Raw genomic sequence first — 25,719 nt, forward strand, 5'->3', positions numbered from 1 at the left:
TCATGCTGTCGTTCGGCACCCCTGATCCGGCCTTGGACTATCTGCGTCGGCCTGCCGTCTTCGGCCTGGTGATCGAGTATGGCCTGCTGGCCTGCGTCCAGGTGGATCGGGGCGAGGGGACGTATCTGGACCTGCCCGGTGGTGCCATCGACGGGGACGAGACCGAGGTTGAGGCCCTGGTGCGCGAGTTTGTCGAGGAAACGGGCATGACCGTTCAGCCGATCGCGCGCATTGCCGAGGCGTCCCAGACCTTTCTGAAGACGGACGGCTCGCCCGTCCGCAATGTCGGCGGCTTCTGGACCTGTCGCCGCGTGTCGATCGATCCCGCCGCCAAGGTCGAGGACGACCACGCCTTGGTCTGGCTGGACCCGGCCCAGGCCCTGGCCCGCCTGCGCCACGACGCCCACGCCTGGGCCGTGGCGGCGTGGCTGAGACGCTGACCAAGCGCTGCCATACGGAACGGTGGACGAGACTGCCGGTTCTTTATGGCGAAGCGCGGTCGCCCTGACCGTGTCCAACGAAGGGATTGCATCATGGCTGATCATGACCGCGTCGAAGGCGCCGCCAAGAACATGGGTGGCAAGATCAAGGAAGCCGCTGGCAAGGTAACCGGCGACGAAAAGCTGAAAGCCGAAGGCCGCGCCGATCAGGTCGAGGGCAAGGTTCAGAACACGGTCGGCGGCGTCAAAGACGCCCTGAAGGACAACCGCCACTAAGACGTCATCGGATCCTCTCCGATCCAGAAATGCCCAGAGGGTGCAGGTCGCAATCGCGGTCTGCACCCTTTCTTTTCGGCCCATCGACTGCGGTTAACCCCTTGGGCTGAAAGGCGGCCCATGATCGGTCCACAGCCTGTTAATACTTGATGTGTTCTGTGTATGTTCCGCTCTGAACTGCTTTCGCGACCTAAACGACAACACAGTTAAGAAGCGTCAACCATTCCCATTGTGGCCCATTTCATCCCATGCTATCCCAATCGCATGATTTGGGGATGAGCGCGGCCCGTTCGGCGCGCGGAACAGCAGGGGCGGACCGAAGGGTCCGAATGGGCAGGGCGTGTTTCTCTCGACCTTCGAGAAACAACTGGACGGCAAGCGCCGCCTGCTGATCCCCCAGGAATTCCGCACGGCCGAAAATGGCGCGGAAACGGGAATCTTCTGCTTTCTCTCGATCCAGTTCGACTGTCTGGAAGCGGGCGGCGACCATCTGATGGCTGAGTATGAGGCCATGATCGAGGACCTGCCGTTCGGCGACGACTACCGCACCGCGCTCGAAGAAACCGTCTATGCCGGTCAGAAGCCGCTGGCCTATGACAGTGGCGGGCGGATCACTCTGACCGAAAGCCTGTGCCGTCAGGCCGGGCTGGGCGATGACGTGGTCATCGCCGGTCTCGGTCGCCGGTTCCAGATCTGGGATCGCGCACGCTGGGAGGCGCGCCGCGAGGAGCGCCGCCTGCTGGCGCGTCAGGCCGTCAAGGAGCGCGGCGAGGCTGGGCGTCTGCTGGCCCGCAGCCGCCCCGGCCTGCGTGTCGTTTCGCCCTCGGACGGCGAGGGCGGCGCATGAGCCTGCAATCCTCCAGCCCGCACGCGCCCGTCCTTCTTGACGAGGTTATCGAGGCCCTGGCCCCGACCGCCGGCGATGTCATCGTCGATGCCACCTTCGGTGCGGGCGGCTATAGCCGGGCGATCCTGGCCCGCGGGGCGCAGGTGATCGGCCTGGATCGGGATCCGACGGTCCAGCCTTTCGCCGATGCGGTCGCCGCCGATTTTCCCGACCGCTTCAGCCTGGTCCGCACGCCTTTCTCCGGCCTGTCCCAGGCCGTGGCCGGCGTGCCCCGGCTGGACGGGGCTGTGTTCGACATCGGCGTGTCGTCGATGCAGCTGGATCAGGCCGAGCGCGGCTTCTCCTTCATGCGTGACGGTCCCCTGGACATGCGGATGGGCGACGAGGGGCTGACGGCAGCCGACATCGTCAACACCTGGGATCACGGGCCCATGGCCCATATCTTCAAACTGTACGGGGACGAGCGTCAGTCCGGCCGGGTGGCCACGGCGATCCTGCGTCGGCGTGCCGAGCGTCCCTTTTCGCGAACTCTGGACCTGGCCGAAGTGGTCGAAAAGGCGCTAGGCGGACGTCGCGGCGCCCCGATCCATCCGGCCACGCGCGTGTTCCAGGCCCTGCGGATCGCCGTCAATGACGAACTGGGCGAGCTGTCGGCCGGTCTGGCCGCCGCTGAGGCTGCTCTTTCTCCCGGTGGGCGGCTGGCGGTGGTGACGTTCCACTCGCTGGAGGACCGGATCGTGAAGGCCTTCCTGACCGAGCGCACGGGCAACAGTCCGGCCGGGTCGCGCCACGCCCCGGTGACGATCGATCCGCGCAAGCCCAGCTTCACCCTGGCTTTCAAGGGTGCGCGTGAGGCGAGCGATGCGGAACGCGCGATCAATCCGCGTGCCCGCTCGGCCAAGCTGCGGGCCGCAGTCCGCACCGCGGCCCCCGCGTGGGGGAGGATGGCGGCATGAGCGGTATCCTGAGCCTGCTGGATCGCAAAATCTGGGGCATTCGCTGGGTCGAAATCTTTGGCGGCGTGATGGTCGCCGCCATGGTCACCTCCATCTATGTGGCCAAGGCCGCAGCGGCGCGTGAGACCTCGCGGATCGCCGAGATCGAGCGCCAGATTGACGAGAGCGGCGAGAGGGTTCGCCTCCTCCGCGCCGAGGTTGCCCGTCTGGAACAGCCCGGGCGGTTGGAGGCCTTGTCACGGCAGGTGGGTCTGGGCCCGGTCGGCGTGGCTCAAAGATCGGACGAAAAGCAGCTGGGGGCCCTGGCTTCCGGGGATGGACCTGCAGTCGCCAAAGCCGCGCCGGTCGCGGCCCCGCCGGTGGTCGATGCACCCGATCCCGTTGTCGAACCCGAAGCTCGACCCGAAGTCGTGGCGGAGGGCGATCTGTGACCGTTCACGATCCGTCACCGCGCACCTATCGCCCGGCTCCCCGCGTCAGCGGCGCGCTGCGCCTGCTGCCGTCCTGGCGGTGGCTGACCGAAGGCATCCTGCGTATCGAACATGCGTTCGAGCGGGCGAGGGCCGAGGCCCGCCCGGAAGAGGACACCCGCGTCCGCATCTTCTTCATCATGACGGTGTTCTGCGTCGTCTTTTCCGTCCTGGCGGTGTTCGCCGGACGCGCCGCCCTGTTCGTTCCGGCTGGTGGGGCGCCTGGCTCGTCAGTGGGTCAGTTGACCCGCGCCGACCTGGTCGACCGCAACGGACAGATACTGGCCACCAACATCACGCACTATGGGCTGTACATCGACCCGCGCGAGGTCTGGGACCTGGACCTGGCCCGCCGTCAGATCCGCAGGGCTCTGCCCGAGGTGCCGGTCGAGCGCCTGGATCGGGTGCTGGCTGGAAAGCGCCGCCTGGTGGTCATGAACGGCCTGACCCCGGCGCAGCGCGAGGCGGTGCATAACCTGGCCCTGGGTGGCGTGACGTTCGAGCCTGAAAACCGTCGCTCCTATCCGCTGGGGGATGCGACGTCTCACGTGATTGGCCGCGCCGATACCGGTGGGGTCGGCATCTCCGGTTCCGAACTGGCATTCGACAGCGAAATCCGGGCGGGCGGTGCGACCGGCGAGCCGTTTGCCCTGTCCATCGACCTGCGGGTTCAGGGGGTGCTGGAAACCGAACTGGCGGCAGCAGCGGCTGAAACCGGGGCCAAGGCGGCGGTGGGCATCATCACCGATGTCCAGACCGGCGAGGTTCTGGGCATGGCCAGCTGGCCGTTCGATCAGTCCAAGAACCTGGCTGTTTCCGGCCACTATGAAATGGGCTCGGTCTTCAAGAGCATCACCATCGCGGCGGGTCTGGATACCGGCCGGGCGGACATGAACACCCTGTTTGATGCGTCGCAGACCCTGATGATCGGCAATCGGCGGATCGACGACTTCCACGCCCAGAACCGGGTCATGACGCTGGAAGACGTCTATCTGCACTCATCCAACATCGGCACTTCGCGGCTGGCGATCGAGATGGGACCGGTGGTGATGGAGGACTATTTCCGTCGCCTGGGCTTCCTTGATGCGGCCCAGATCGAGCTCAAGGAATCCGCTCACCCGATCCGGCCCCGCGAATGGTCCGATTCAACCTTGGCTTCTCTGTCCTTCGGTTACGGCATTTCGATTACGCCCGCCCAGATGGTCGCCGCCATGGGGGCCCTGACCAATGGGGGACGGTTCCTGCCGCTGAGCCTGCGCAAGGGTGGGGCGCGTCAGCCGCAGGTGCGCCAGGTCGTCTCCGAGGAGACGTCCCTGACCGTGCTGGACCTGATGCGACGCAATGTTGTGCGACCGGCGGGCTCGGGCGGTCGGGCCGTCGCCCCCGGCTTGCGCTTGGGCGGCAAGACCGGCTCGGCCAACAAGTGGTTCGAGGGACGATACGATCCGATGCATGCGGTCGGCACCTTTGCGGCCGTCTTCCCCACCGACGGCCCGCTGAACGCCAAACGTTATGCGATCCTGATCCTGATCGACGAGCCGTCCTCGTATCCCCGCACGGGCGGCTTCGTGGCCGCACCGGCCGTGGGGCGTATCGCGGATCGCATCGCGCCCTTCCTGGGGGTCGAGCGCCGTGCCGACCGCTGGTCCACCGCCGACGGCAGGCGCATTCCTCAACCGGACGACGAGGTGGCCCCATGAGCCCCCTGCGTCTGTCAGAACTTTTGAACCGCGACGTACCCGCAGATCCCGTCATCACCGGTGTGACCGCCGACAGTCGCAAGGTTGTGCCCGGCACGCTGTTCGTGGCTCTGCCGGGCACGGTGGCGGATGGTCGGGCCTTTATCCCGCAGGCCCTTGCTCGGGGCGCGGCGGCCGTCCTGGCCCCCAACGATACGCCGCAGGGAACCGCCCCCCTGATGGTAACGGCCGGCGACATCCGGCGCGCCTATGCCCTGGCGGCGCGAGGCTTCTATGGAGCCCAGCCCCGGACCTGCGTCGCCGTGACCGGAACCAACGGCAAGACGTCCGTGGCGGCCTTCTGCCGCCAGATATGGGCGCAGCTGGGGATCAAGGCCGCCAGCATGGGCACCTTGGGTGTCACCGCACAGCGCGGTCAGGAGACGGCCAATCTGACAGGTCCGGGTCTGACCAGCCCCGACCCGGCCGACGCTGCGCGGATGCTGGCCGAGCTGGCAGCCCAGGGTGTGACCCATCTGGCGCTGGAAGCCTCGTCACACGGTATCGACCAGCGCCGCCTGGACGGGGTCACATTGAAGGCGGCGGCCTTTACCAACCTCAGCCAGGATCACCTCGACTATCATGGCGACATGGCCGCCTATCGTGCGGCCAAGCTGCGGCTGTTTGAGACCCTGCTGCCGCGCGGGCGGACGGCGGTGCTGAATGCCGATTCCGAGGATTTCTCCAGTTTCGCGGCTGTCAGCCTGATGTCCGGCCTGGGCATCATGAGCGTGGGCGAGCGGGGCCGCGACCTGAGCCTGGTCGCACGGCGCGCAACGCCCGAGGGCCAGCGCCTGAGCGTCGACGTGCGCGGCACGACCCATGGGGTGCTGCTACCCCTGGCCGGCGCCTTCCAGGCATCCAATGCCCTGGTCGCAGCGGGCCTGTGCATTGCGGCGGGTGAGGACCCCGAGCGTGTCCTGGCCGCCCTGGCTTCGATCAAGGGGGCGCAGGGGCGGATGCAGCGCATTCCGGGACCGGGTCGTGGCGAGGTCTATGTCGACTATGCCCACACGCCCGATGGCCTGGAGACGGTGCTGAAGGCTCTGCGGCCCCATGCGACCGGGCGGCTGATCGTGGTATTCGGCGCGGGGGGTGATCGGGATACCGGCAAACGGCCCTTGATGGGCGAGATCGCCGGGCGACTGGCCGACGTCGCCATTGTCACCGATGACAATCCTCGCTCCGAAGACCCTGCCGCCATTCGGCGCGCCGTCCGCGCGGGCTGTCCGGATGCGGTCGAGATCGGCGATCGGCGCAAGGCCATTCGGCACGCCGTGTCGATGATGCGTGACGGCGATGTGGTGGTGATCGCCGGAAAAGGGCATGAACAGGGGCAGATCGTGGGAGGGACGACTCATCCTTTCGACGATGCCACCGAAGCGACCGAGGCCCTCGCCGTCCATGCTTGATTCCGTCCCCACCGCCCTGTGGACAGCCACTGATATTGCCCTGGCCACCGGCGGCCGGATCGAGGGCGGAGCCTTTGACGCGACCGGGGTCGTGTTCAACAGCCGCGAGACCGCGCCCGGTGATCTGTTCGTGGCTCTCAAGGGCGCCCGCGACGGGCATGAGTTCGTGGCCTCTGCGTTCGCCGCCGGCGCGGTCGGAGCCCTGGTCGAGCGACCGATCGACGGCGGCCCCTGCATCGTCGTGCCCGATACTCTGAAAGCCCTAGAGGCGCTGGGCGCAGCAGCGCGGGATCGGGCACCGCACATCCGCCGGGGGGCCGTCACCGGCTCTGTCGGCAAGACCAGCGTAACCCAGGCGATCAAGGCGGGGCTGGATCTGGCGGGCCCGGCCCATGCCTCGGTCAAGAGCTACAACAATCATATCGGTGTGCCCCTGACCCTGGCACGCATGCCGATAGGGGTTCAGCGGGCCGTCTTCGAGATCGGCATGAACGCCCCCGGCGAGATCGGGCCTCTGTCACGCATGGTCCAGCCGCACGCCGCCTGCGTCACTACCGTTGGTCCTGTCCATATCGAGGCCTTTGCCGATGGCGAGGCGGGTGTGGCGAGGGAAAAGGCCGACATCTTCGACGGCCTGGGCCCCGGCGGCGTGGCGGTCATCAATGGCGACAATGCCTGGACCGAGGTCTTACGGGCCCATGCCCTGCGGGCGGGTGCGAGGGTGGTCAGCTTCGGCTCAGCCCCCGAGCACGAGGCCCGTCTGATCGACTTTGTCCCCGGCCCCGACGGCGCGCGGGTCAAGGCCGAGGTCTTTGGCCGGACCCATCTGTTCGATCTGAAACAGTCGGGCTTTCACTGGGGTCTGAACAGTCTGGCCGTCATCCTGATGCTGGATGCTCTGGACGTGCCGATCGAGATTGCCCTGGCAGCCCTGGCCGAGTTCCAGCCCCTGGCCGGACGGGGACAGGAAAAGACCGTTCGCATCCACGGCGGGGCCTTCACCCTGATCGACGAGAGCTACAACGCCAATCCGCTGTCGATGAAGGCCGGGTTCATGAGCCTTGGGGCGCGTCCCGTGGCCACCGGCGCGCGGCGGGTCGTGGTCCTGAGCGACATGCTGGAACTGGGCGATCATTCGCGCGCCCTGCACGAAGGGCTGGCCGAGGGGATCGACGCCGCCGCCATCGATGTGGTCCACACCGCCGGGCCCCAGATGCGTGCCCTGCACGACGCCCTCCCTGTCGAACGGCGCGGCGAATGGCGCGAAACCGCTGCCGAACTGGCCGCCATCGCGCCGGACCTGGTCCGTTCGGGCGACGTGGTCATGGTCAAGGGCTCGAACGGATCAAAGGCCTCCCTGGTCGCTGCGGCCTTGGCCGACCTGGAACGCCGCCTGGAAACCGACGCGATGGAGAGCGTCTGACATGTTTTATCTGCTGTATCTCTATTACGCCGACGTGGCGCAGGATTACCCCCTGCTGAACCTGGTCCAGTACCAGACGGTGCGTGTGGCTCTCGCGATGGCCACGGCCATGATCGTGGCGGTGGCTATGGGCAGCCGCTTCATCGCCTGGATGCGGTCGCGTCAGGGCAAGGGTCAGCCGATCCGCGAGGACGGCCCCGTCAGCCATCTGTCCAAGGCCGGGACCCCCACCATGGGCGGGCTGATGATCCTGGCCGGGATCGCGGTGGCGGTCCTGCTGTGGGGCGACCTGACCAATCCCTATATCTGGATCGTCAGCCTGGTGACGGCGGCCTTTGCCGTTCTGGGCTTCGTCGACGACTATGCCAAGGTGACGAAACAGACCTCCGCCGGCCTGTCCTCGCGCCAGAAGCTGGTGGCCCAGACCGTGGTGGCCGTGATCGCCGGGGTCCTGACCGTCCTGTGGATGACCCAGTCGCCGACCTCGCCGGGTCTGGAGACGTCGATCGCCTTCCCCTTCTTCAAGGCCGTGCTGCTGAACATCGGCTGGTTTTACGTCGTGTTCGCCGCCTTCACGATCGTGGGCTTCTCCAATGCCGTGAACCTGACCGACGGCCTGGATGGTCTGGCCATCGTGCCGGTCATGATGGCGGCGGCGGCATTCGGGGTGATCGCCTATCTGGCAGGCAATTTCGTCTTCTCCGACTACCTGCAGATCCACCACGTCCCGGGCTCGGGCGAGCTGGCCATCTTCCTGGCCGCCATCATCGGCGGGGGAACGGGCTTCCTCTGGTACAATGCGCCTCCGGCCAAGATCTTCATGGGCGACACCGGCTCCCTGGCTCTCGGCGGAGCGCTGGGTGCGGTCGCGGTGACCACCAAACATGAGCTGGTGCTGGGCATCGTCGGCGGCCTGTTCGTGCTGGAGGCCGCCTCGGTCATGATCCAGGTCGCCTATTTCAAGGCGACGGGTAAGCGCGTCTTCCTGATGGCCCCGATCCACCATCATTTCGAGAAGATGGGCTGGCCGGAATCGACGGTGGTGATCCGGTTCTGGATCGTCTCGGCCATGCTGGCGCTGCTGGGCCTGGCCACGCTGAAGCTGCGATAGATGATCCCTGTTCCGGGCTTTGAGGGGCAGCGCGTCGCGGTCTTTGGCCTGGGCCGGTCGGGACTGACGGCGGCGCGCGCGCTGAAGGCCGGCGGAGCCGTGCCCATCCTGTGGGACGACAGCGTCTCTGGCCGGATGCAGGCCCAGGCCGAGGGGTTTGTGATCGAGGACCTGACCGGCGCCGACTGGTCCGGGTTCGCGGCCCTGGTCCTGTCGCCCGGTGCGCCCCTGACCCACCCCAAGCCCCACTGGACCGTGGACAAGGCGACGGCGGCCGGGATCGAGATCATCGGCGATATCGAACTGTTCGCCCGTGCCATCGCAGCCTTGCCGGAAGACCAGCGGCCCCAAGTCGTCGCCATCACCGGCACCAATGGCAAATCGACCACCACCGCCCTGATCGGCTGGGTGCTGAACCGGGCAGGGATGACCGTCCATGTCGGCGGCAACATCGGCATCGGCGTGCTGGCCCTTCCGGCTCCGACCCCCGAAGCCGTCTATGTGATCGAGGTGTCCAGCTATCAGCTGGACCTGACGACGACCTTTGCGCCGGACGTGGCGATCCTGACCAATGTCAGTCCTGATCATCTGGACCGCCACGGTGGGATGGACGGCTATGTCGCGGCGAAGCGACGGCTGTTTCAGCGCATGACGCCCAGTCGCGTGGCTTTGATCGGCGTGGATGACGACTGGGGCTGGCAGGTCGTGTCCGATCTGAATGCCCGGAAGTTGCGGGTCTCCACGATCACGACACGGACGCCGGACGCCGGAGGCGGGCCGCACCGCAACGCCATCCCGGTCGAGGACCTGGCTGCTCAAAGGCCAGATAGCCTTCCAGCGTTTGAGCAGGGGCGGTTCATCATCGTCGATGCGACGGGGGGCCTGCTGTCGGCGGACAGTGTGCGCATTGCGGATCTGAGCTGTGCCCGCTCGTTGCCCGGTCGTCACAACGCCCAGAACGCCGCCTTCGCCTATGCCGCTGCGCGTGCCGTGGGCGTCGGTCACGATGCGGCCGTCGACGGCCTGATGACCTTCCCCGGTCTGGCCCACCGCATGGAGCACGTCGGCACACTGGGCCGAGTGCGCTTCGTCAACGATTCCAAGGCCACCAATGCCGATGCGGCGCGTCAGGCCCTGGCCAGCTATGACCGCAGCTTCTGGATCGCCGGCGGGCGGGCCAAGGCAGGCGGTATCGACGACCTTTCGGACCTATTCCCGCGCGTGGCCCAGGCCTTTCTGATCGGCGAGGCGGCCGAACCCTTTGCGGCGACCCTCGGCCAGACGCCGCATCGCATCAGCGGGGACATGGCCAGTGCCGTGCAACAGGCCGCAGAGGCCGCTGCCGCCACCGGCGGCGACGAGGTCGTCCTGCTGTCGCCCGCAGCTGCCAGTTTCGACCAGTATCCGGATTTCGAGGCCCGGGGCGAAGCGTTCCGCGCCGCCGTCCTGGCCCTGGGGACCCAGCCGCCCCAGGCCGAGTCCACCGGCACCGTCCCGGGAGACCCTGTATGAGCAGCTCCTACGCCCCCACGTTTTCGCGCAATGACAAGGGTCCGATCGCGACCTGGTTCTGGACCGTCGATCGTGGCCTGCTCGGCGCGGCCCTGGGCCTGATGGCCATCGGCGTGGCGCTCAGCTTCGCCTCGAGCCCAGCGGCCATCACCGCGGACGATTCCATCGCCGACCCCTTCCACTATTCCTGGCGGATGCTGGTCTGGGCCAGCGGTGGGGTGGGGCTGATGCTGCTGACCTCGCTGCTGTCGCCCAAGGGTGTGCGACGCATTGCAGTGGTGGCCCTGCTGCTGGCCATCGCCGTCATGGCCCTGCTGCCCTTCATCGGCGATGAGGTGAAGGGGGCGGCACGCTGGATCAACCTGGGTCCGTTCAGCCTTCAGCCCAGTGAGTTCGCCAAGCCGTCCCTGATCGTCTTCGCCGCCTGGATGTTCGCCGAGGCCCAGAAGGGGCAGGGGGTGCCCGGCGTGTCGATCGCCTTTGGCGTCTACGCCCTGACGGTCGGCCTTCTGGTGATCCAGCCGGATATCGGCCAGACCCTGCTGATCACCACCACCTTCATCGCGGTCTTCTTCATGGCGGGTGTGCCGCTGAAATGGATGGCGGTGATCGGCACGGTAGGCGTGGCCGGGATCGTGTCCATCTATGCCCTGTTCGGCCATGTTCGTGACCGGGTCGCCGTCTTCCTGAACCCCGGTGCCGAGGACAGCCATCAGATCGATCGCGCGTCCGAGGCCATCCGCGCCGGGGGCCTGGTCGGGCGGGGCGTGGGCGAGGGCGTGATGAAGCGCCATGTGCCCGACCTGCATACCGACTTCATCTATTCGGTCGGTGCCGAGGAGTTTGGCCTGATCCTGTCTCTGCTGATGATCGGCCTTTATGCCTTCATCGTCGTGCGCGGCATGAGCCGGGCGATGAAGCTCAGCGACAGTTTCGCCCAGACGGCGGCGGCGGGCCTGTTCATGCTGATCGGACTTCAGGCCTGCATCAATGTGGCAGTGAACCTGAACCTGATCCCGACCAAGGGAATGACATTGCCCTTCATCAGCTATGGCGGCTCGTCCATGCTGGCCATGGGTTTGACCATGGGCTTTGCATTGGCCCTGACGCGCAAGCGGCCTGGGGCCTATGAGCCCGGGGCCGGCGCCTGGCCTGGCGGGCGGCTGCTGCCCTGAGGATCGATCATGAAGACCAGAACCTGTGTCGTCGCCGCCGGTGGAACCGGTGGGCATATGTTCCCGGCCGAGGCTCTGGCCCGAGCCATGATCGCGCGCGGCTGGCATGTGGTTCTGGCCAGCGATCACCGCGGCGAGCAGTATGCCCAGGCCTTTCTGGCGGAACATCGGCTGGCGCTGGATGCCGCGACGGGGTCGGGTCCTCTGGGCCTGATCAAGGCCGGGATCGCCATCGCCAGGGGCGTCGCCCAGGCCCGGCGCGAGTTCTCGGCACGGGGCGCTGACGTCGTGGTCGGCTTCGGCGGCTACCCCTCGGCCCCGGCTCTGGTCGCGGCCATCACCCAGGGTCGGCCGACCGTGATCCATGAGCAGAATGCCGTCCTGGGCCGGACCAACCGTATCCTGGCTCCCTTCGTCGGCACGGTGGCCGGTTCGTTCGCGGCCCTGACGCGCGCCAAACTGGTCGGCAGTCCGGTCAGGGCGGAAATTCGCAGCCTGATGGACCGGGCCTACGCTCCCCCCTCAGCCGATGGTCCCATCCATGTGCTGGTCACGGGCGGCAGTCAGGGTGCACGCATTCTGTCCGAGACCACGCCGCGCGCCCTGGCAGCCTTGCCCCAGTCCCTGCGTTCCCGCCTGCGCGTCCAGCAGCAGTCCCGGCCCGAGACGCTGGAGGCGGCGCGGCAGATCTATCTGGAAGCGGGGATCGAGGCCGAGGTCGCTCCCTTCTTCCGCGACATGGCCGCGCGTCTGGCGGCCGCCCATCTGGTGGTCGGCCGCTCCGGTGCCTCGACCTGCGCCGAACTGGCCGTGGCGGCCCTGCCGTCGATCCTGATTCCGCTGAAGATCGCCACCGACGACCACCAGAGACTGAATGCCAAGGGTCTGGTCGAGGCCGGGGCGGCGGTGATGATCCTGGAGGACGATGTCACGGTTGATCGGCTGCGGGCCGCCCTGGCCGAGGTGCTGGGCGATCCGGGCCGTTTGGCCGCCATGTCCGCCGCCGCTCGATCGGTCGCCATTCCAGACGCTGCGGAGCGTCTGGCCGATCTGGTCGAGGCAGCGGCGCGCTAAACCGGCCGCAGGCCGCCGTCGACGCATTCCTTCTCGGCAGCGCTCCAGCCGTTGATGACGTCCATCCGCGCCATGGGCCCCTCGGCTTCGTCCACCATCGCGGTCAGGGAGACCGAAGTTTCGGCAATCCGTTCGATAATGGTGTCGGTAGGAAGGCCCTGGCGCTCCGACAGAATCTCGGCCCGCCGCATGAAGGTGGCCGTAAACTCGCGATAGACCTCGACGCCCTCAGGGTAGCTGGCATTTTCGGGTAGTTTCGACTGGGCGAAGAACAGCCCGGCACACAGGATAGAGTCGTCGATCGTCAGGGGGGCAGGGTCCTGCGCCAGCGCGGGACCTGCACCGATCGTGAAAGTGGCGGCGATCGCCAGACCCAGAGTTCGAACAGCCATGATGCCCTCATCGGATTGGAGGGTCAGCGTAGCTTAGGTTGGCTTTGCGCCCCTCTGACGGCTTCTGACGTTTTTCGGTTACTCGCCCAGGGCGGCAGTGATGCAGCGGTCCATGCCGATACCCCAGTTCCAGATGATCTGGTTGCGCTGATCGGCGGGAGCGGCATTGGTCCGGGTCAGGATCAGGTCCGCCTCCGCCGCCGCCCGATCGATGACCTGATCGCTGGTAAAGCCCTGGCGCTCGCCCAGCGGCGCCGCGCGGCTCAGCATCAGGCCCGTCGCGGCCTCGAAAGCATCTATCTGTTCCTGATCGGTCGAGGTCGCCGACTGAGCATAGAAGATGGCCGCGCAGGCGATGTGGTCTTCCAGGCTGACGACCTCCTGGGGCGCGGCGGCCGCCGGCGAGGCGACGCCCAAGATCATCAGGGCAGAGGCAGCGACAGCGAGCGGCAGGCGGGACATGGATCAGGCTCCGAGACGAGTGTTTCGACACACTAGGCCGAGCCATCCCACGATGCCAGCCTGACCAGAGATGACAGTGGCGCAGGGCCGTCCCGCTCCCTAGGTTGTGGCCATGCCCGAGTTCGTCACTGACCTGAGCCGCGAGATTTTCCGCCTGTGGCAGACTTTCGACTGGCTGCCGGAATGGGCGGTGGTAGCGCTCATCGTCACCGCCTTCGTTCTGATCGGCTGGGCCGCGAACCAGGTGGTCTTTGGTCTGCTGAAATGGCTGGTGCGAAAGCGTGACCTGTTCTGGCGCGGCATCGTCGGTCGGGCCCGGCTGAAGGTCCGGATCGCGGTGATGATCGTCGCCCTGGCGCTGGCAGTGACCGTATCGCCGCTCGACCCTGGGCCGTCCGAGACGATCCGCCAGGCCCTGGTCTTTGTCTTCATCCTGGTGATGGGCTGGATGCTGATCGGGGCGTCCGACATGTGGGCGGTGGTCTATCTGCGCCGCTTCAACATGGCGACCGAAGACAATCTGCTCGCGCGAAAACATGTGACGCAGGCTCGCATCCTGCAGCGGATTGCGGCCCTGCTGATCGGGATCGTCACCTTGGGGCTGGCGCTGTTGACCATCGGGGCGGTGCGCCAATGGGGCATGAGCCTGCTCGCCTCGGCCGGCGTGGTGGGGATCATCGCCGGCTTTGCCCTGCAGCCCCTGCTGACCAATATGATCGCCGGGGTCCAGATCGCGACGGACCAGCCGATCCGTCTGGATGACGCCGTCATCGTTGAGGGGGAATGGGGCGTGATCGAGGAGATCACCTCCACCTATGTGGTGGTCAAGTTGTGGGACTGGCGGCGGATGATCCTGCCCCTGACCTACTTCATCACCAAGCCGTTCCAGAACTGGACCCGAGAGACGGCGCGTCTGATCGGCACGGCCTTCCTCTATGTCGACTATGAGGCCCCGATCGACCGGCTGCGGGCCGAGTTGGAGCGCATCTGCCGCGACAGCCCCCTGTGGGACGGCGATGTGGTCAATCTGCAGGTGACGGAGATCACCGACCGGGTGGCCCAGGTCCGCTGTCTGGCCAGTGCACGGAATGCTCCGACCGCGTTCGACCTGCGATGCGAAATCCGCGAGAAGATGCTGGCCTTCATGCGCGATCAGTGCCCCGAGGCTCTTCCCAAGGACCGCCTCGCGCTGGATCGGATCAATACGCCGCCAGGTTCGACCGCCCCAGGATGACCGCCTCGCGCAGCATTACGGCATCGGTGTCATAGTCGTCCGGGTTGCAGGCTGCGACCAGCAGTTCGAAGGCATCCCCGCCCTGGGCGGCGACATGGCCCGGCTCCGTGTCAGGGGTGGCGGGGCCTTCCTCGCCAGTCTCGCGCACGGCAGCGAAGTCCAGCCGGTCCATCGTGCCCGCCTGGCAGTCGAACGCCCACCACGACCATCCACCCCAATAGGCCCGGTCGCCCGCACGAAAGTCGGGCTCCACCACCTGAAAGGCCCGGATCCGGCCTCCCTCCGGCGTGGCCACGATGCTGGCCGTGTCGGCAAAGTTTGCGAACCGTCCGACACCCGTCATGACGAACCGGTGCGCGTCCTGGGCCTGGGCCGAGCCCGACAGGGCAAGCCCGAACAGGACAAGACTCATTAACCGCATCTGCAAACCCGACCTTCAGCGCCAGCACGCTATCGGTTCGCCATGTATCACGAACGCGCCGGATTCGATCTTGCCGCCGCCGAGCCCGACCGGCGCCGCCGGCCGCGTACGCCCTATCGGATGCAGCGCCGCGCGACCGAGCGCGTCACCCTGCTGGGTCAGCCGATCGACCTCGTTCGCTGCGAAGAGGTGATGCATCATGTCCAACACTGGGTTGCCGAGGGCCAGAAGGCTCTGGTCGCCAATCACAATCTGCACAGCCTGTATCTGCTGCGCCGCGATCCGTCGCTGAAACGCTTCTACGATCTGGCCGACATGGTCGAACTGGATTCCACGCCGCTGGTCTGGTTCGGACGGCTGGTGGGCCTGGCCAATCGATCCTTTCATCGCTGCACCTATCTGGACTGGCGTCACCATTTCTGGAGCGTCGCCAATCGACGGGGGTGGCGGGTCATGTACATCGGCGGCGCCGACGGCGTGGCTGCGACCGCCGCCGAGAACCTGACCGTCCGCTATCCCCATGCCGTGATCGCGACCCGCTCCGGCTATTTCGATGCCGATCCCGGGTCGACCGAGAATGCCCAGGTGGTCGATGCCGTGCGGGCCTTCGACCCCCACATCCTGTTTGTTGGCATGGGCATGCCGCGTCAGGAAAAGTGGATCGCGGATGTCTATGCATCCCTGCCGGACTGCGTGGTCTTCAGCGTCGGGGCGGCCTTCGACTATGAGGCGGGAGTGCAAAGCGCTGCACCGCGCTGGATCGGTCAGCTGGGCCTGGAATGGCTGTTTCGGCTGGTCGCCGACCCCGGCCGCTTGTTCACCCGCTATTGCATCGAGCCCTGGTTCCTGATCGGTCCGGCCATGCGCGATATCCGCGCGGCCTTGGCAAGGCGCTGAGTATCCCTCCCCCGATGGGGGCAGAATGGCGGCTTTACGCCACCAGGGTTTCGGCCTGCTTCAGGTCCACACTGACCAGTTGAGAAACGCCGCGCTCGGGCATGGTGACACCGAACAGGCGATCCATCCGGCTCATGGTGACCGGATTGTGGGTAATGACGATGAAGCGGGTGTCGGTGCGGTTCCGCATCTCGTTCAGCATCCGGCAGAAGCGGTCCACATTGGCATCGTCCAGCGGCGCGTCGACCTCGTCCAGCACACAGACCGGTGCCGGATTGGCCAGGAAGACCGCAAAGATCAGTGCGGCGGCCGTCAGCGCCTGTTCGCCCCCGCTCATCAGGCTCATGACCGACAGACGCTTGCCGGGCGGACAGGCGAAGATCTCCAACCCGGCCTCCAGTGGATCATCGGATTCCACCAGCTTCAGTTCGGCCTGGCCGCCCCCGAACAGGGCCTCGAACAGGCTCTTGAAGTTGTCGTTGATGATGTCGAAGGCGGCGATCAGTCGCTCGCGGCCCTCGGCATTCAGCTCGTCGATCCCATCACGCAGCTTGGCGATGGCCCCCGTCAGGTCCGAGCGCTCGACCCGCATGGTGTTCAGCCGCTCGCCGTATTCTTCGGCCTCGTCCTCGGCGCGCAGATTGACCGCACCGAGAAGCTCGCGCTCCCGTTCCAAACCGTACAGCAGGCTTTCCGCCCCCGCCGCATCGGCAGGACGCGCCACAGCGTCGTCGATCAGCTTCTGGCCCAAGTCCTGCGGCGACATCTGGGCGGTTTCGCGGACATTGGCTTCGGCTTCGGCCAACCGTTCGGTGGTGGCTTCGGCGCGGGCGGCCAGACCGGCTCGGGCTTCGCGGGCAGATGCCGCGTCCGCATCGGCGGCGCGCGACGCCCGATCCGCCTCGCCTGCCTCGCTTTCGGCCTGCGACAGGGCATCGGCGGCGGCCTTGCGGCGCGTTTCGGCCGTCGTCAGGGTGTCCAGCAACCGGGAGCGTTGAGCCGCCAGTGCGTCCGGCGCATCCGCCGCCTGGGCCAGCAGGGCCCCTGTTTTGGTAGCCTCGGTCTCCAGCGCCTTGATCCGGGCAGCGCTGTCCCGGGCGCGAGCGGTCCAGCCTTCGGCCTCGCGCGTAAGAGCCGCCAGACGCGCCTCGCGCCCTGCGCGGTTCCGCGCCTCGGTATCGCGGTCGGCGCGGGCGGTGGCCGAGGTGGCACGGGCTGTGTCGGCGGCGGCGCGGGCAGTGCCCAGTTCGGCCTTCAGCCCTTCCAGAGTCTCGGACGGCGCCTCGACTGAAAGAGCTTCTGTCAGGGCGGCCTGAGCGGCCGTCACCTCTTCGGACAGCCGGCCGAGTGTCTCGTCCAGGGCCTGGGCGCGGGCTTCGCGGCGGGCCTGATCGCGCGCCAGGCTCTCGACCCGGTCGCGCGCGCCCGTCACGGCCTTGTCGGCGGCAAAGGGGAGCAGACGCGCCGCCTTGACCGCCTCTTCCGCCACGCGAAACGCCTCGGTCGCGGCTTTCAGCCTGGCTTGCGCTGTTTCCAGCATGGGCTTGCCCAGGTCGATATCGGCTTCCAGTTCCGACAGCCGCGTGCGCTGGGCCAGTCGCACGGCAGCGGGCCGGGGGGCCTCGGCGCGACTGACAAAGCCGTCCCAGCGGAACAGGTCGCCCTCGCGCGTGACCAGCCGGGCACCGGGCGGCAATGCCTGGGCCAGACGCGGCGCATCGGCTCTAGCGGCGATAGCGCACAGGGCCAGACGCGCGGACAGTTCCGGCGGCGCGCTGACGTGTTCGGCCAGCGGCTCGACCCCTTGCGGCCACGTCGGCGTCGGCACGTCGGCCCCGCCCCAATGGGCCGCCGCGCGGCGATCCAGCGCGGCATCCAGATCGTCGCCCAGGGCCGCTGCCAGCGCGGCCTCATAGCCCTTGGCCGCCGACACCCGGTCCAGGGCCGGAGGATGGTCGCGGCGCGTCGAGACCAGCAGCGCTGCCAGCCCGCGCGCCTCGGTCTGCAAACGGCCCAGGCGGTCCTCTGCGGCGCGGGCTTCGGACCGGGCTTCCTGTTCGGCTCGGGCCAGGTCGCTGCGGCGCGCCTCGGCCGCCTCGACCTCGGCACGGGCAGCGGCCAGGGCGGCGGTTGCCGTCTCCAGGGCCTCGCGCGCAGCGATCAGATCGGGCGTCTCGAGGGGCCCCAGGGCCTCACGCTCGCGGCGGGCATTGCTCAGGGCGGCTTCGGCACGGGCGACGCGCGCCTCGGCGTCACGCTTGCGGGCGGTTTCGGCATTGGCCCTGGCTTCGACCGCCGCCAGCGTACCGGCTACCCGCTCCACCTCGGCGTCAGCGGCCCGGCGCGCGGCCTCTGCCTCTTCCAGCGCGCGTTCCAGCTCAGGCCGCCGCTGCGGCGCGGCGGCGATCTCGGCGGACAGGGCCTCGCGTTCCGCCGTCAGCCGGGCCAGTTCACTGTCGGCATCGCCAGCGAGCGCGATCTCTCGCTCCGTGTCGTTGGCGATACGCTGGCGTTCGGCCGTCAGACGCTCGACCTCGGCCCGTGCCTGGCGTTCGGCCATATCCAGCCGGTCCCGCTCCAGGGTGGCGCGATGCAGCAGGGCGGCGGCCACGGCGTCTTCCTCACGCGCGGGCTTCAGCCCCTCCTGCGCCGACAGGGCGGCGGTCTGGGCCCGGGCCGCTGCAGCGGTGGCCTCGGCCACGGCCCGGTCGGCGGCACGCAGTTCCTCGGTCGCGGCCTCGGCGGCCAGCCGCGCATCGTTCCAGCGGACATAGAGCAGGGCTGCTTGCAGAGCCCGGATCTCGGCCGAAATCTTCTTGTACTTCTCGGCCTGCCGCGCCTCGCGCTTCAGCCGGGTCAGGGCGGTTTCCAGCTCCCGCCCGATGTCGTCCAGACGCTCCAGATTGGTCTCGGCCGCCTTCAGTCGCAGTTCGGCCTCGTGGCGCCGGGTGTGCAGACCTGCGACGCCGCCCGCTTCTTCCAGGATGCGGCGCCGGTTCTGGGGCTTGGCCGCGATCAGTTCGCTGATCTGCCCCTGACGCACCAGGGCAGGGGAGTTGGCGCCCGTCGACGCATCGGCGAACAGCAGTTGCACGTCCCGCGCCCGGACTTCCTTACCGTTGATGCGATAGGTCGAGCCCTGGCCCCGGTCGATCCGGCGCGACACCTCGATGATGGCGCTGTCGGTGAAGGGCTGGGGGGCGCGGCGCTGGGCATTGTCGATGGTCAGCTGGACTTCGGCGTGATTGCGCGGCGGTCGGCCTGCGGCACCGGCGAAGATGACGTCGTCCATGCCCGTGCCGCGCATGGCCTTGGCCGAGTTGGCGCCCATGACCCAGCGCATGGATTCCAGGACATTGGACTTGCCGCAGCCGTTAGGGCCGACGATGCCGGTCAGGCCCGGCTCGATATGCACCTCGGCCGGGTCGACGAAGGATTTGAACCCGACAAGCCGAAGGCGCTGGAACTGCATCGCCGCGCGATCAGCGCCCCGCCAGCAAGGGCTGGGCAGCAGCGTCGAAGGCTTCGATATTGTCAGCGTCGATACGGCGACCATTCAGGAAGAAGGCCGGAGTGCCCTGAACGCCGTCATACAGGGCCTGGGTGGCGGCGGCTTCGATCGCGGCAAAGTTGGCCGGATCCGCCAGGCAGGCACTCATGGCCAGCACATCCAGCCCGCCCGCCGTGCCGCCCGCGATCAGCCAGGCGTCCACATCACCCTGCGCCCGCATGCGCGACTGATCGCGGAACAGGCCGTCCATCACGTCCTCATAGCGGTCTTCGGCAGCGCAGCGCGCGATCACGGCTCCGGCGGAAGCCACGCGCTGAGGCGAGGTCGGCAGGTCGCGATAGACCACCCGCACCAGACCCCGATCGACATAGGCCGACCGGATCAGCGGATAGACGTCCAGATGCCAGCGTGCGCAATGCGGGCAAGTCGTCGACAGATAGACCGTCAGGGTCAGCGGCGCAGAGGCCGAACCCACGACCCGGTCCTGGGCCGTTTCAGGCGCGATCTGGGCCATGGCCGCGACCGGGGCCGACAGCGACAGCAACAGGGCCAGAAACAGCAGTTTGAACCGGGTCATGAGGTCGCTCAGCTCTTGGCCAGTTCGGCGTCGATCGCCGTGGACAGGCCGTCCAGGGTGATGTCGGTCACGCGCTGTCCATTGACCATGAAGGTCGGGGTGCCGGTGATGCCCATGCCCTGGGCAGCCTGAATGCGGGCTTCCATCTGTTTCACCGCCTCGGTGTCGGTGACGCAGGCCTGGAACTCGGCCTGGCTCAGGCCGGCACCGGTGGCGATGGTGCGGACGCTATCGGCAGGCTGGACCCCGGCGGCCCATTCCTTCTGGCTGGCCATGATGGCGTCGACGACGTCGAAATACTTGTCCTCGCCGGCGCAGCGGGCGACCAGGAAGCCGGCCACGGCCACGTCCTGCGGCGGGGTCGGAAACTCGCGGAAGACATAGCGGATCTTGCCGGTGTCGACATACTTGGCCTTGAACTGCGGCCAGACCTGCTCCTGCCAGGCGGCGCAATGGCCGCAGGTGACCGAGGCATATTCCACCACGGTGACCTTGGCACCCTCGGCGGCCCCCAGGGCCATGTCGCCCTGGGCCGCACCGGCTGCCCCTGCGCTTTCGCCGCAGCCGGCCAAGGCCGCCATGGAGGCCAGGGCCGCTCCGGTCAGCGCCGCGCGGCGGCTCATGGAGGCGAAACGGAAACGGTTGTCGCGCATCAGGCAGGTCCTTGTGCGGTGAGAACAGTGAGGATCGCGCGATTCCCCGCGAAACGCGCGCCCATCCCTTGTCGAGAACAGGTGCGGCGAAGTTTTGTCAACGCCGCCGCGTCCGATCCTCGCCCAGGACGGCGCGTCCCAGGCGCAGCAGGGCCTCGCGGATGGGCTCGGGCGACTGTTCCAGCGACGCCTTCAGTTCGGCCTCGACGGCGGCGGGCAGGGGGGGCGGGGGCACTGGTCGGGCCACGCTGACGCTGGACAGGGGGCGTATGGGGCCCTGGGTGATCCGCAGACGTTCGACCGTCCCGGTCCCCAGAAACAGGTTCACCCGCGCCAGTATGTCCGCCGACTTGTGCTGGACCAGCAGGGCCGCCGCCCCGGGCACGCGCAGTTCCAGCACCCCGCCAGAGGCACCGCGCCCGCGCGTCAGCTTGATGGGGCGGGTGATGCGGGCGTCCTGTTCCCCCACGATCTCGGCCCAGCGCGGTTCCAGCGCCTGGACGCCGCGTCCGTATTTCTGGTCCAGGTCGCGGATCACGCTGCTCAGAGCTTTACCGGCGCGCGGGGTCGGGCGCGGCACGGGGCGTGTCCGGCGGCGAGCCAGGATCTCGCGGGCTTCGGCCTCGGTCGGCAGGGGGCGGCGCATGAGCGGACCATAGCCCATTGTCGGCCCCGCGTAATGTGCGACAGGCGGCGCAGATGGCATCGGCCTGCAACTGTCGTAGGAGTGCTGCCATGCCCGACACCCCCTCCGCCGTCCGCCGCCGTCTGCTGGCCTGGTATGACGCCCATGGCCGGACCCTGCCGTGGCGAGCCGCCCCCGGCGCGGCGCGGACGGACCCCTATCGGGTCTGGCTGTCCGAGGTGATGCTGCAACAGACCACCGTGCCCCATGCCACCCCTTATTTTCAGGCCTTCACCGCCCGCTGGCCGACGGTCGTCGATCTGGCCGATGCGCAGGACAGCGATCTGATGGCCGCCTGGGCGGGGCTGGGATACTACGCCCGCGCCCGCAATCTGCTGGCCTGCGCCCGGGCGGTCGCGCGCGATCATGACGGCGTCTTTCCGGATACGGAGGCGGGTCTGCTGGCCCTGCCGGGGGTCGGGGCCTATACGGCGGCCGCCGTTGCCGCCATCGCCTTCGGCCGCGCCGCCAATGTGGTCGACGGCAATGTGGAGCGGGTCATGGCCCGGCTGCATGCGGTCCAGACGCCGCTGCCCGCCGCGCGGCCCGAGCTGAAACGTCTGGCCGCTGCCTATGTGACCGACGACCGTCCTGGCGACTGGCCCCAGGCGCTGATGGATCTGGGGGCCACCGTCTGTCGTCCGAAGTCACCGCTGTGCCCGTCCTGCCCGATCCGGATCGACTGCGCCGCCTATGCCGAGGGCGATCCCGGCCGCTATCCGCTGAAGAGCTCGAAGGCACAGCGCCCCCACCGGCAGGGCATCGCCTGGGTGATCCGCAACGCGTCAGGACAGGTCGCCCTGGTCCGGCGGCCTGACAAGGGCCTGCTGGGTGGCATGGTCGGACTGCCCACCAGCGACTGGAGCGAGACGGCCCCCACCGACAATCCGCCGCTGTCCGGCCCCTGGACCGAGGCCGGGGCCATCGAACACGTCTTCACCCACTTTTCCCTGACGCTGGCGGTGCGAACCGCGGAAGGGGAGGGCGACTACATCTGGATGGCCCCCAAAGAGGCACTGAAGGCCCTGCCCACCGTCTTTTCCAAGGCGCTGACGCGGGGGTTGGGAGCCTAACGCAGCGACCGCACCCTGACCGTTCCGCCGCGCTTACGGGGCATGGCGACGACGTGGTGGTCGATGCGCTGGAAGGCCAGGTCCAGCACGGCATTGCCGACCGACAGGTTCGATACCGTCAGCCGCTCGATACCCTCGGGCAGGGCAGGGGTGTCGACATCGACCGTGCCTTCGATGGCGTCGATCTTCACCCCCAGCACGCCCTGCAGCATCAGAAACACCGACCCCGCCGCCCAGGCCTGGGGCAGGCAGGCGACCGGATAGGCGATCGGCGGTTCCCCCGGCTGGCGCTCAAAGCCACAGAACAGCTCGGGCAGACGCATCGAGAAATGCGAGGCGGCGGAATAAATCTCTCCCAGCAACATGGCCACCGGGCCCCGCTCGCCATATCGGGCGATGCCCGCCGCCGCCATGGCCGTGTCGTGCGGCCAGACCGAGCCGTTGTGATAGCTCATCGGGTTATAGCGGGCCTGACCCTTTGCCAGGGTCCGCAGGCCCCAGCCGGAGCGAAACTCGGCCGACAGCATCCGCCGTGTCACCGCCTGCGCCCGCGCCGCCGAGGGCAGGCCGCTGAACAACAGATGGCCGGCGTTGGACGCGATCGAGCGGCAGGCCTGCCCCTCGCCGTCCAGGGCGATGGCATAGAACTGCTCGTCCTCCATCCAGAACCGGTCCTCGACCAGGACGCGGACACGCTCGGCCCGTGCAGCCCATTCGGTCGCCCGGTCATCGCCGGTCAGCATCGCCAGATCGGCCATCGCTTGCCAGGCGGCAAAGGCATAGCCCTGGACCTCCAGCAGGGCGACAGGCCCCGTCGGGAACCGGCCGTCGCGATGGAAGATGGAATCCTCGGAGTCCTTCCAGCCCTGGTTCGACAGGCCCGTCTCGGCGGCCCGGGCATAGTCGATCAAGCCGTCGCCATTGCTGTCGCCATACTGGGTCATCCAGTCGGTGGCCGCGATCAGGTTGGGCCACAGGCGCCGGATCAGGTCCAGATCACCCGTCCGGCGCGCATAGGCACCGGCAAGAGCCACGAACAGACAGGTCGTATCGACCCCGCCGTAGTACAGGCCGAACGGGACTTCGTGCAGGGCGCTCATCTCGCCGCCCCGCGTCTCATGCATGATCTTGCCGGGCTGGGAATCCCGATAGGCCGAGACCTCGGTGGCCTGACGCCCCGCCAGATAGGTCAGCACACCGCGCGCCAGGCTGGGGTCCAGCCACAGCATCTGCCAGGCCGTGATGATGCCGTCCCGCCCGAATGGGGTCGAGAACCAGGGCGTCCCGGCATAGGGATAGGGGCCGGTCGGCAGATCCGTGGTCAGAAGGGCGACGTCGGCCCGCGACTGATCCAGCCAGGCATTGAAGCGCGGACTACGCGGCCCGCGCACCGACGCCCCGCGCCGACGCTTGGTCCGCATGTCCAGGCGCGCCGCGACTGCATTGCACCGCCAGCGTTCGCCGGATGGCGCGTCGCAGGCCCCGACGCCGCATTCCAGATAAAGGTCCAGCCGTCGGCCCTGCGGCAGGCTGAACATGAACTCCGCCCGCGTGGCCCCTATCCTGGCCGGTGGTTCGGAAAAGGCCAGGCAGCTGGCCCGCCGGACGCCATCCAGTCCGTCATAGGCAAAGGTGACGCGCCGCCCGTCGTGAGTAGGGGCATGCAGGGTGCCGCGCTTGTCGCGCCGCGTGCCACGCACCTGAAAGATGTCGGCGAAATCGGCCCCGAATTCATAGGCCAGGGGCAGGAGGACGTCCTCGATGCCGTGGTTGGACATCCGCACGCGTTCGAACAGCCGCCCGTCCCACAAAAAGCGGCGGCGCTCGATGTGGATCACGCCTGCTGGGGCCGACCGGCCTCCGATCGGCGGAAGGGGGCGGTTGGTGGAGTGGGCTGTGAAATACACATTGTCCCGGGACACGCCCGAGCTCAACCGAGACGGACGTGCCTGGCCGACCGTCAGGATCAACCGCGACAGGACCCGGGTGTCGTTGTGAAACAGGCCATCGGCCCCGCCCCTCAGGTCGCCCCAGCCATCGGCGACCAGAAAGGTGTCGCCTGCCTTGAGCGCCTGAAGCTGGTCGAGAGCCTCAGGCTCTCCTCCGGCTTCCAGGGCGGTGGTCTGTACGGAATAGGCGTCGTCCATCGGGGCTCCTTCGCATCGCAACGCGAACGCATGATGGCGACAGCGGTTTCCGCCTCAGCTTGGCCTTATCCCACCATGCCGAAGCTGCGAGGCTCCTCGATGGGCCGAAGCGGCATGACCACATCAGCCAGGGGAGCCTCTGCGAAGGGGCGTTTGGCCGTCATGTCCGCATAGACATCGACATAGCGCCGCGCCATGGCCGTGGCCGAGAAGCGCAGGTCGAAACGGGCACGGATGGCCTCTCGGTCCAGGGTACGGGCGCGATCGGCGGCGGCCACGGCCTGTTCCAGCGTATCGACCAGGAAGCCGGTCGCCCCGTCCTCGATCACCTCGGGCGTCGAACCGCAACGGAAGGCGATCACCGGCGTCCCGCAGGCCATCGCCTCGATCATCACCAGGCCGAAGGGTTCGGGCCAGTCGATCGGGAACAGCAGCGCCTCTGCCCCGCCCAGGAAGGCCGACTTCTGGTGATCGCCGATCTCGCCAATGAACTCGATCAAGGGGTTGCCCTCGATCATCGGCTTGATCTTGGTCTCCCAATAGACCTTGTCCGCCGCATCGACCTTGGCCGCCATCTTCAGGCGGCGACCCAGCTTTGTAGCAATTTCGATGGCCCGGTCGGGGCGCTTCTCCGGCGAGATGCGGCCGAGGAAGGCGAAATAGCCGTCCGATTGCGGCGAGAAGGTGTACAGATCGCCGGGCATTCCGTGATGTACGGTCGCACGCCAGTTGGCGAAGGGCAGGGGACGGCGCTGGTCATCCGAAATAGACACCAGTCCGAACTGGCTCCAGCGCTCATAGACGCCGCCGATATCCTTCATGTCCAGCCGCCCGTGCAGGGTGGTCAGGGTCCGGTCGGCCCAGCGCTCGAACATCGGGAACTGGATCATGTCGGTGTGGAAATGGATGACGTCGAACTCTTCGGCCCGATCCAGGACCTGGGACAGCATCACCATATGAGCGGCCAGGTCCGACTTGAACGGCGCGGGATCCAGGCGGATCGCCTGATCGCGCACGGGCACCAGCCGGGCCTTGGTGTGGGCATCGGCACTGGCGAACAGAGTAACGTCGTGACCCAGATCGACCAGGGCGTCGGTCAGGTGCGCGACCACCCGTTCGGTCCCGCCATAAAGCCGAGGGGGAACAGCCTCATACAACGGGGTGATCTGGGCGATTTTCATGTTGGGCTCCGGCGCGTCTGACAGGTTCGCGCATCGCCCATGTAACAACGC

Annotated in this window: 24 protein-coding genes; 15 read left to right on the top strand and 9 right to left on the bottom strand. The window is 67.7% G+C overall.

Features of this window, described 5'->3' with window-relative positions; all coding sequences use genetic code 11:
* The first annotated feature begins 2 nt into the window (after positions 1-2).
* From JIP62_RS13460 to murG, 12 genes are all read left to right on the top strand, one after another.
* The gene (locus JIP62_RS13460) at positions 3-440 is read left to right on the top strand and encodes an NUDIX domain-containing protein (RefSeq protein ID WP_201102657.1); all 438 of its coding nucleotides are present in this window, start codon (positions 3-5) and stop codon (positions 438-440) included.
* A gap of 93 nt (positions 441-533) precedes the next feature.
* A complete protein-coding gene (locus JIP62_RS13465; protein ID WP_201102658.1) occupies positions 534-716 on the top strand; it encodes a CsbD family protein in 183 nt (60 codons plus the stop codon).
* Positions 717-1,056: 340 nt separating this feature from the next.
* On the top strand, positions 1,057-1,563 hold the full coding sequence (locus JIP62_RS13470) for a division/cell wall cluster transcriptional repressor MraZ (protein ID WP_201102659.1): 507 nt from the start codon (positions 1,057-1,059) through the stop codon (positions 1,561-1,563).
* Positions 1,560-2,519, top strand: coding sequence for a 16S rRNA (cytosine(1402)-N(4))-methyltransferase RsmH (gene rsmH, locus JIP62_RS13475; RefSeq protein WP_201102660.1), 960 nt, complete (start codon positions 1,560-1,562; stop codon positions 2,517-2,519). The genes JIP62_RS13470 and rsmH overlap by 4 nt, the downstream gene beginning before the upstream one ends.
* Entirely contained in the window at positions 2,516-2,950 is a 435-nt protein-coding gene (gene ftsL, locus JIP62_RS13480) for a cell division protein FtsL (RefSeq protein WP_201102661.1), read from the top strand. Before rsmH ends, ftsL begins: the two co-directional genes overlap by 4 nt.
* A gap of 56 nt (positions 2,951-3,006) precedes the next feature.
* The gene (locus JIP62_RS13485; protein ID WP_230974916.1) at positions 3,007-4,689 is read left to right on the top strand and encodes a peptidoglycan D,D-transpeptidase FtsI family protein; all 1,683 of its coding nucleotides are present in this window, start codon (positions 3,007-3,009) and stop codon (positions 4,687-4,689) included.
* Positions 4,686-6,140, top strand: a complete 1,455-nt coding sequence (locus JIP62_RS13490; RefSeq protein ID WP_201102663.1) for a UDP-N-acetylmuramoyl-L-alanyl-D-glutamate--2,6-diaminopimelate ligase — start codon at positions 4,686-4,688, stop codon at positions 6,138-6,140. The genes JIP62_RS13485 and JIP62_RS13490 overlap by 4 nt, the downstream gene beginning before the upstream one ends.
* A complete protein-coding gene (locus JIP62_RS13495) occupies positions 6,133-7,563 on the top strand; it encodes a UDP-N-acetylmuramoyl-tripeptide--D-alanyl-D-alanine ligase (protein ID WP_201102664.1) in 1,431 nt (476 codons plus the stop codon). The genes JIP62_RS13490 and JIP62_RS13495 overlap by 8 nt, the downstream gene beginning before the upstream one ends.
* Position 7,564: 1 nt before the next feature.
* The gene (mraY, locus tag JIP62_RS13500; RefSeq protein ID WP_201102665.1) at positions 7,565-8,674 is read left to right on the top strand and encodes a phospho-N-acetylmuramoyl-pentapeptide-transferase; all 1,110 of its coding nucleotides are present in this window, start codon (positions 7,565-7,567) and stop codon (positions 8,672-8,674) included.
* The gene (gene murD, locus JIP62_RS13505; RefSeq protein ID WP_201102666.1) at positions 8,675-10,186 is read left to right on the top strand and encodes a UDP-N-acetylmuramoyl-L-alanine--D-glutamate ligase; all 1,512 of its coding nucleotides are present in this window, start codon (positions 8,675-8,677) and stop codon (positions 10,184-10,186) included.
* Positions 10,183-11,361, top strand: coding sequence for a putative lipid II flippase FtsW (gene ftsW, locus JIP62_RS13510; protein ID WP_201102667.1), 1,179 nt, complete (start codon positions 10,183-10,185; stop codon positions 11,359-11,361). The genes murD and ftsW overlap by 4 nt, the downstream gene beginning before the upstream one ends.
* Before the next feature lie 9 nt (positions 11,362-11,370).
* Entirely contained in the window at positions 11,371-12,435 is a 1,065-nt protein-coding gene (gene murG / locus JIP62_RS13515; protein ID WP_201102668.1) for an undecaprenyldiphospho-muramoylpentapeptide beta-N-acetylglucosaminyltransferase, read from the top strand.
* On the opposite strand, the gene JIP62_RS13520 is transcribed toward murG, so the two are convergent.
* Both JIP62_RS13520 and JIP62_RS13525 read right to left on the bottom strand, forming a co-directional pair.
* On the bottom strand, positions 12,432-12,827 hold the full coding sequence (locus JIP62_RS13520; RefSeq protein WP_201102669.1) for a hypothetical protein: 396 nt from the start codon (positions 12,825-12,827) through the stop codon (positions 12,432-12,434). The two genes, murG and JIP62_RS13520, sit on opposite strands and share 4 nt — an antisense overlap.
* Before the next feature lie 78 nt (positions 12,828-12,905).
* Positions 12,906-13,289, bottom strand: coding sequence for a hypothetical protein (locus JIP62_RS13525; RefSeq protein ID WP_201102670.1), 384 nt, complete (start codon positions 13,287-13,289; stop codon positions 12,906-12,908).
* Positions 13,290-13,401: 112 nt separating this feature from the next.
* On the opposite strand from JIP62_RS13525, the gene JIP62_RS13530 reads away from it, so the two are divergent.
* A complete protein-coding gene (locus JIP62_RS13530) occupies positions 13,402-14,523 on the top strand; it encodes a mechanosensitive ion channel family protein (RefSeq protein ID WP_201102671.1) in 1,122 nt (373 codons plus the stop codon).
* On the opposite strand, the gene JIP62_RS13535 is transcribed toward JIP62_RS13530, so the two are convergent.
* The gene (locus tag JIP62_RS13535; RefSeq protein ID WP_230974767.1) at positions 14,489-14,935 is read right to left on the bottom strand and encodes a hypothetical protein; all 447 of its coding nucleotides are present in this window, start codon (positions 14,933-14,935) and stop codon (positions 14,489-14,491) included. The two genes, JIP62_RS13530 and JIP62_RS13535, sit on opposite strands and share 35 nt — an antisense overlap.
* Positions 14,936-14,986: 51 nt before the next feature.
* Between JIP62_RS13535 and JIP62_RS13540 the strand changes: the two genes are divergently transcribed.
* On the top strand, positions 14,987-15,841 hold the full coding sequence (locus tag JIP62_RS13540) for a WecB/TagA/CpsF family glycosyltransferase (RefSeq protein WP_201102672.1): 855 nt from the start codon (positions 14,987-14,989) through the stop codon (positions 15,839-15,841).
* Positions 15,842-15,875: 34 nt separating this feature from the next.
* On the opposite strand, the gene smc is transcribed toward JIP62_RS13540, so the two are convergent.
* From smc to JIP62_RS13560, 4 genes are all read right to left on the bottom strand, one after another.
* Positions 15,876-19,313 carry a chromosome segregation protein SMC gene (smc, locus tag JIP62_RS13545; protein ID WP_201102673.1) on the bottom strand — a complete coding sequence of 1,146 codons (3,438 nt, stop codon included), beginning with the start codon at positions 19,311-19,313 and terminating at the stop codon, positions 15,876-15,878.
* Positions 19,314-19,323: 10 nt separating this feature from the next.
* On the bottom strand, positions 19,324-19,929 hold the full coding sequence (locus JIP62_RS13550) for a thioredoxin domain-containing protein (protein WP_201102674.1): 606 nt from the start codon (positions 19,927-19,929) through the stop codon (positions 19,324-19,326).
* Between the two features lie 8 nt (positions 19,930-19,937).
* Positions 19,938-20,582: a DsbA family protein gene (locus JIP62_RS13555; RefSeq protein ID WP_230974768.1), complete on the bottom strand. Its 645-nt coding sequence runs from the start codon at positions 20,580-20,582 to the stop codon at positions 19,938-19,940.
* 97 nt (positions 20,583-20,679) lie between these two features.
* Entirely contained in the window at positions 20,680-21,228 is a 549-nt protein-coding gene (locus tag JIP62_RS13560; RefSeq protein ID WP_201102675.1) for a DUF721 domain-containing protein, read from the bottom strand.
* Positions 21,229-21,317: 89 nt separating this feature from the next.
* On the opposite strand from JIP62_RS13560, the gene mutY reads away from it, so the two are divergent.
* A complete protein-coding gene (gene mutY, locus JIP62_RS13565; protein ID WP_201102676.1) occupies positions 21,318-22,340 on the top strand; it encodes an A/G-specific adenine glycosylase in 1,023 nt (340 codons plus the stop codon).
* On the opposite strand, the gene JIP62_RS13570 is transcribed toward mutY, so the two are convergent.
* Both JIP62_RS13570 and JIP62_RS13575 read right to left on the bottom strand, forming a co-directional pair.
* Positions 22,337-24,487 carry an amylo-alpha-1,6-glucosidase gene (locus JIP62_RS13570; protein ID WP_201102677.1) on the bottom strand — a complete coding sequence of 717 codons (2,151 nt, stop codon included), beginning with the start codon at positions 24,485-24,487 and terminating at the stop codon, positions 22,337-22,339. The genes mutY and JIP62_RS13570 overlap by 4 nt on opposite strands.
* A 65-nt stretch (positions 24,488-24,552) precedes the next feature.
* Positions 24,553-25,668: a glycosyltransferase family 4 protein gene (locus JIP62_RS13575; protein ID WP_201102678.1), complete on the bottom strand. Its 1,116-nt coding sequence runs from the start codon at positions 25,666-25,668 to the stop codon at positions 24,553-24,555.
* Positions 25,669-25,719: the final 51 nt, after the last annotated feature.

Origin of the sequence: Brevundimonas vitisensis (assembly GCF_016656965.1) — a bacterium.
In the GTDB taxonomy this organism is placed as follows: domain Bacteria; phylum Pseudomonadota; class Alphaproteobacteria; order Caulobacterales; family Caulobacteraceae; genus Brevundimonas; species Brevundimonas vitisensis.

What these genes read in the sequence shown, in the direction of transcription:
- JIP62_RS13520 (WP_201102669.1), bottom strand. Translation starts at nt 12,827, where the DNA reads ATGGCTGTTCGAACTCTGGGTCTGGCGATCGCCGCCACTTTCACGATC.
- JIP62_RS13555 (WP_230974768.1), bottom strand. Translation starts at nt 20,582, where the DNA reads ATGCGCGACAACCGTTTCCGTTTCGCCTCCATGAGCCGCCGCGCGGCG.
- JIP62_RS13575 (WP_201102678.1), bottom strand. Translation starts at nt 25,668, where the DNA reads ATGAAAATCGCCCAGATCACCCCGTTGTATGAGGCTGTTCCCCCTCGG.
- JIP62_RS13560 (WP_201102675.1), bottom strand. Translation starts at nt 21,228, where the DNA reads ATGCGCCGCCCCCTGCCGACCGAGGCCGAAGCCCGCGAGATCCTGGCT.
- JIP62_RS13495 (WP_201102664.1), top strand. Translation starts at nt 6,133, where the DNA reads ATGCTTGATTCCGTCCCCACCGCCCTGTGGACAGCCACTGATATTGCC.
- JIP62_RS13465 (WP_201102658.1), top strand. Translation starts at nt 534, where the DNA reads ATGGCTGATCATGACCGCGTCGAAGGCGCCGCCAAGAACATGGGTGGC.
- ftsL (WP_201102661.1), top strand. Translation starts at nt 2,516, where the DNA reads ATGAGCGGTATCCTGAGCCTGCTGGATCGCAAAATCTGGGGCATTCGC.
- rsmH (WP_201102660.1), top strand. Translation starts at nt 1,560, where the DNA reads ATGAGCCTGCAATCCTCCAGCCCGCACGCGCCCGTCCTTCTTGACGAG.
- mutY (WP_201102676.1), top strand. Translation starts at nt 21,318, where the DNA reads ATGCCCGACACCCCCTCCGCCGTCCGCCGCCGTCTGCTGGCCTGGTAT.
- murD (WP_201102666.1), top strand. Translation starts at nt 8,675, where the DNA reads ATGATCCCTGTTCCGGGCTTTGAGGGGCAGCGCGTCGCGGTCTTTGGC.
- JIP62_RS13460 (WP_201102657.1), top strand. Translation starts at nt 3, where the DNA reads ATGCTGTCGTTCGGCACCCCTGATCCGGCCTTGGACTATCTGCGTCGG.
- mraY (WP_201102665.1), top strand. Translation starts at nt 7,565, where the DNA reads ATGTTTTATCTGCTGTATCTCTATTACGCCGACGTGGCGCAGGATTAC.
- JIP62_RS13490 (WP_201102663.1), top strand. Translation starts at nt 4,686, where the DNA reads ATGAGCCCCCTGCGTCTGTCAGAACTTTTGAACCGCGACGTACCCGCA.
- JIP62_RS13540 (WP_201102672.1), top strand. Translation starts at nt 14,987, where the DNA reads ATGTATCACGAACGCGCCGGATTCGATCTTGCCGCCGCCGAGCCCGAC.
- JIP62_RS13535 (WP_230974767.1), bottom strand. Translation starts at nt 14,935, where the DNA reads ATGAGTCTTGTCCTGTTCGGGCTTGCCCTGTCGGGCTCGGCCCAGGCC.
- murG (WP_201102668.1), top strand. Translation starts at nt 11,371, where the DNA reads ATGAAGACCAGAACCTGTGTCGTCGCCGCCGGTGGAACCGGTGGGCAT.
- JIP62_RS13550 (WP_201102674.1), bottom strand. Translation starts at nt 19,929, where the DNA reads ATGACCCGGTTCAAACTGCTGTTTCTGGCCCTGTTGCTGTCGCTGTCG.
- smc (WP_201102673.1), bottom strand. Translation starts at nt 19,313, where the DNA reads ATGCAGTTCCAGCGCCTTCGGCTTGTCGGGTTCAAATCCTTCGTCGAC.
- ftsW (WP_201102667.1), top strand. Translation starts at nt 10,183, where the DNA reads ATGAGCAGCTCCTACGCCCCCACGTTTTCGCGCAATGACAAGGGTCCG.
- JIP62_RS13525 (WP_201102670.1), bottom strand. Translation starts at nt 13,289, where the DNA reads ATGTCCCGCCTGCCGCTCGCTGTCGCTGCCTCTGCCCTGATGATCTTG.
- JIP62_RS13530 (WP_201102671.1), top strand. Translation starts at nt 13,402, where the DNA reads ATGCCCGAGTTCGTCACTGACCTGAGCCGCGAGATTTTCCGCCTGTGG.
- JIP62_RS13570 (WP_201102677.1), bottom strand. Translation starts at nt 24,487, where the DNA reads ATGGACGACGCCTATTCCGTACAGACCACCGCCCTGGAAGCCGGAGGA.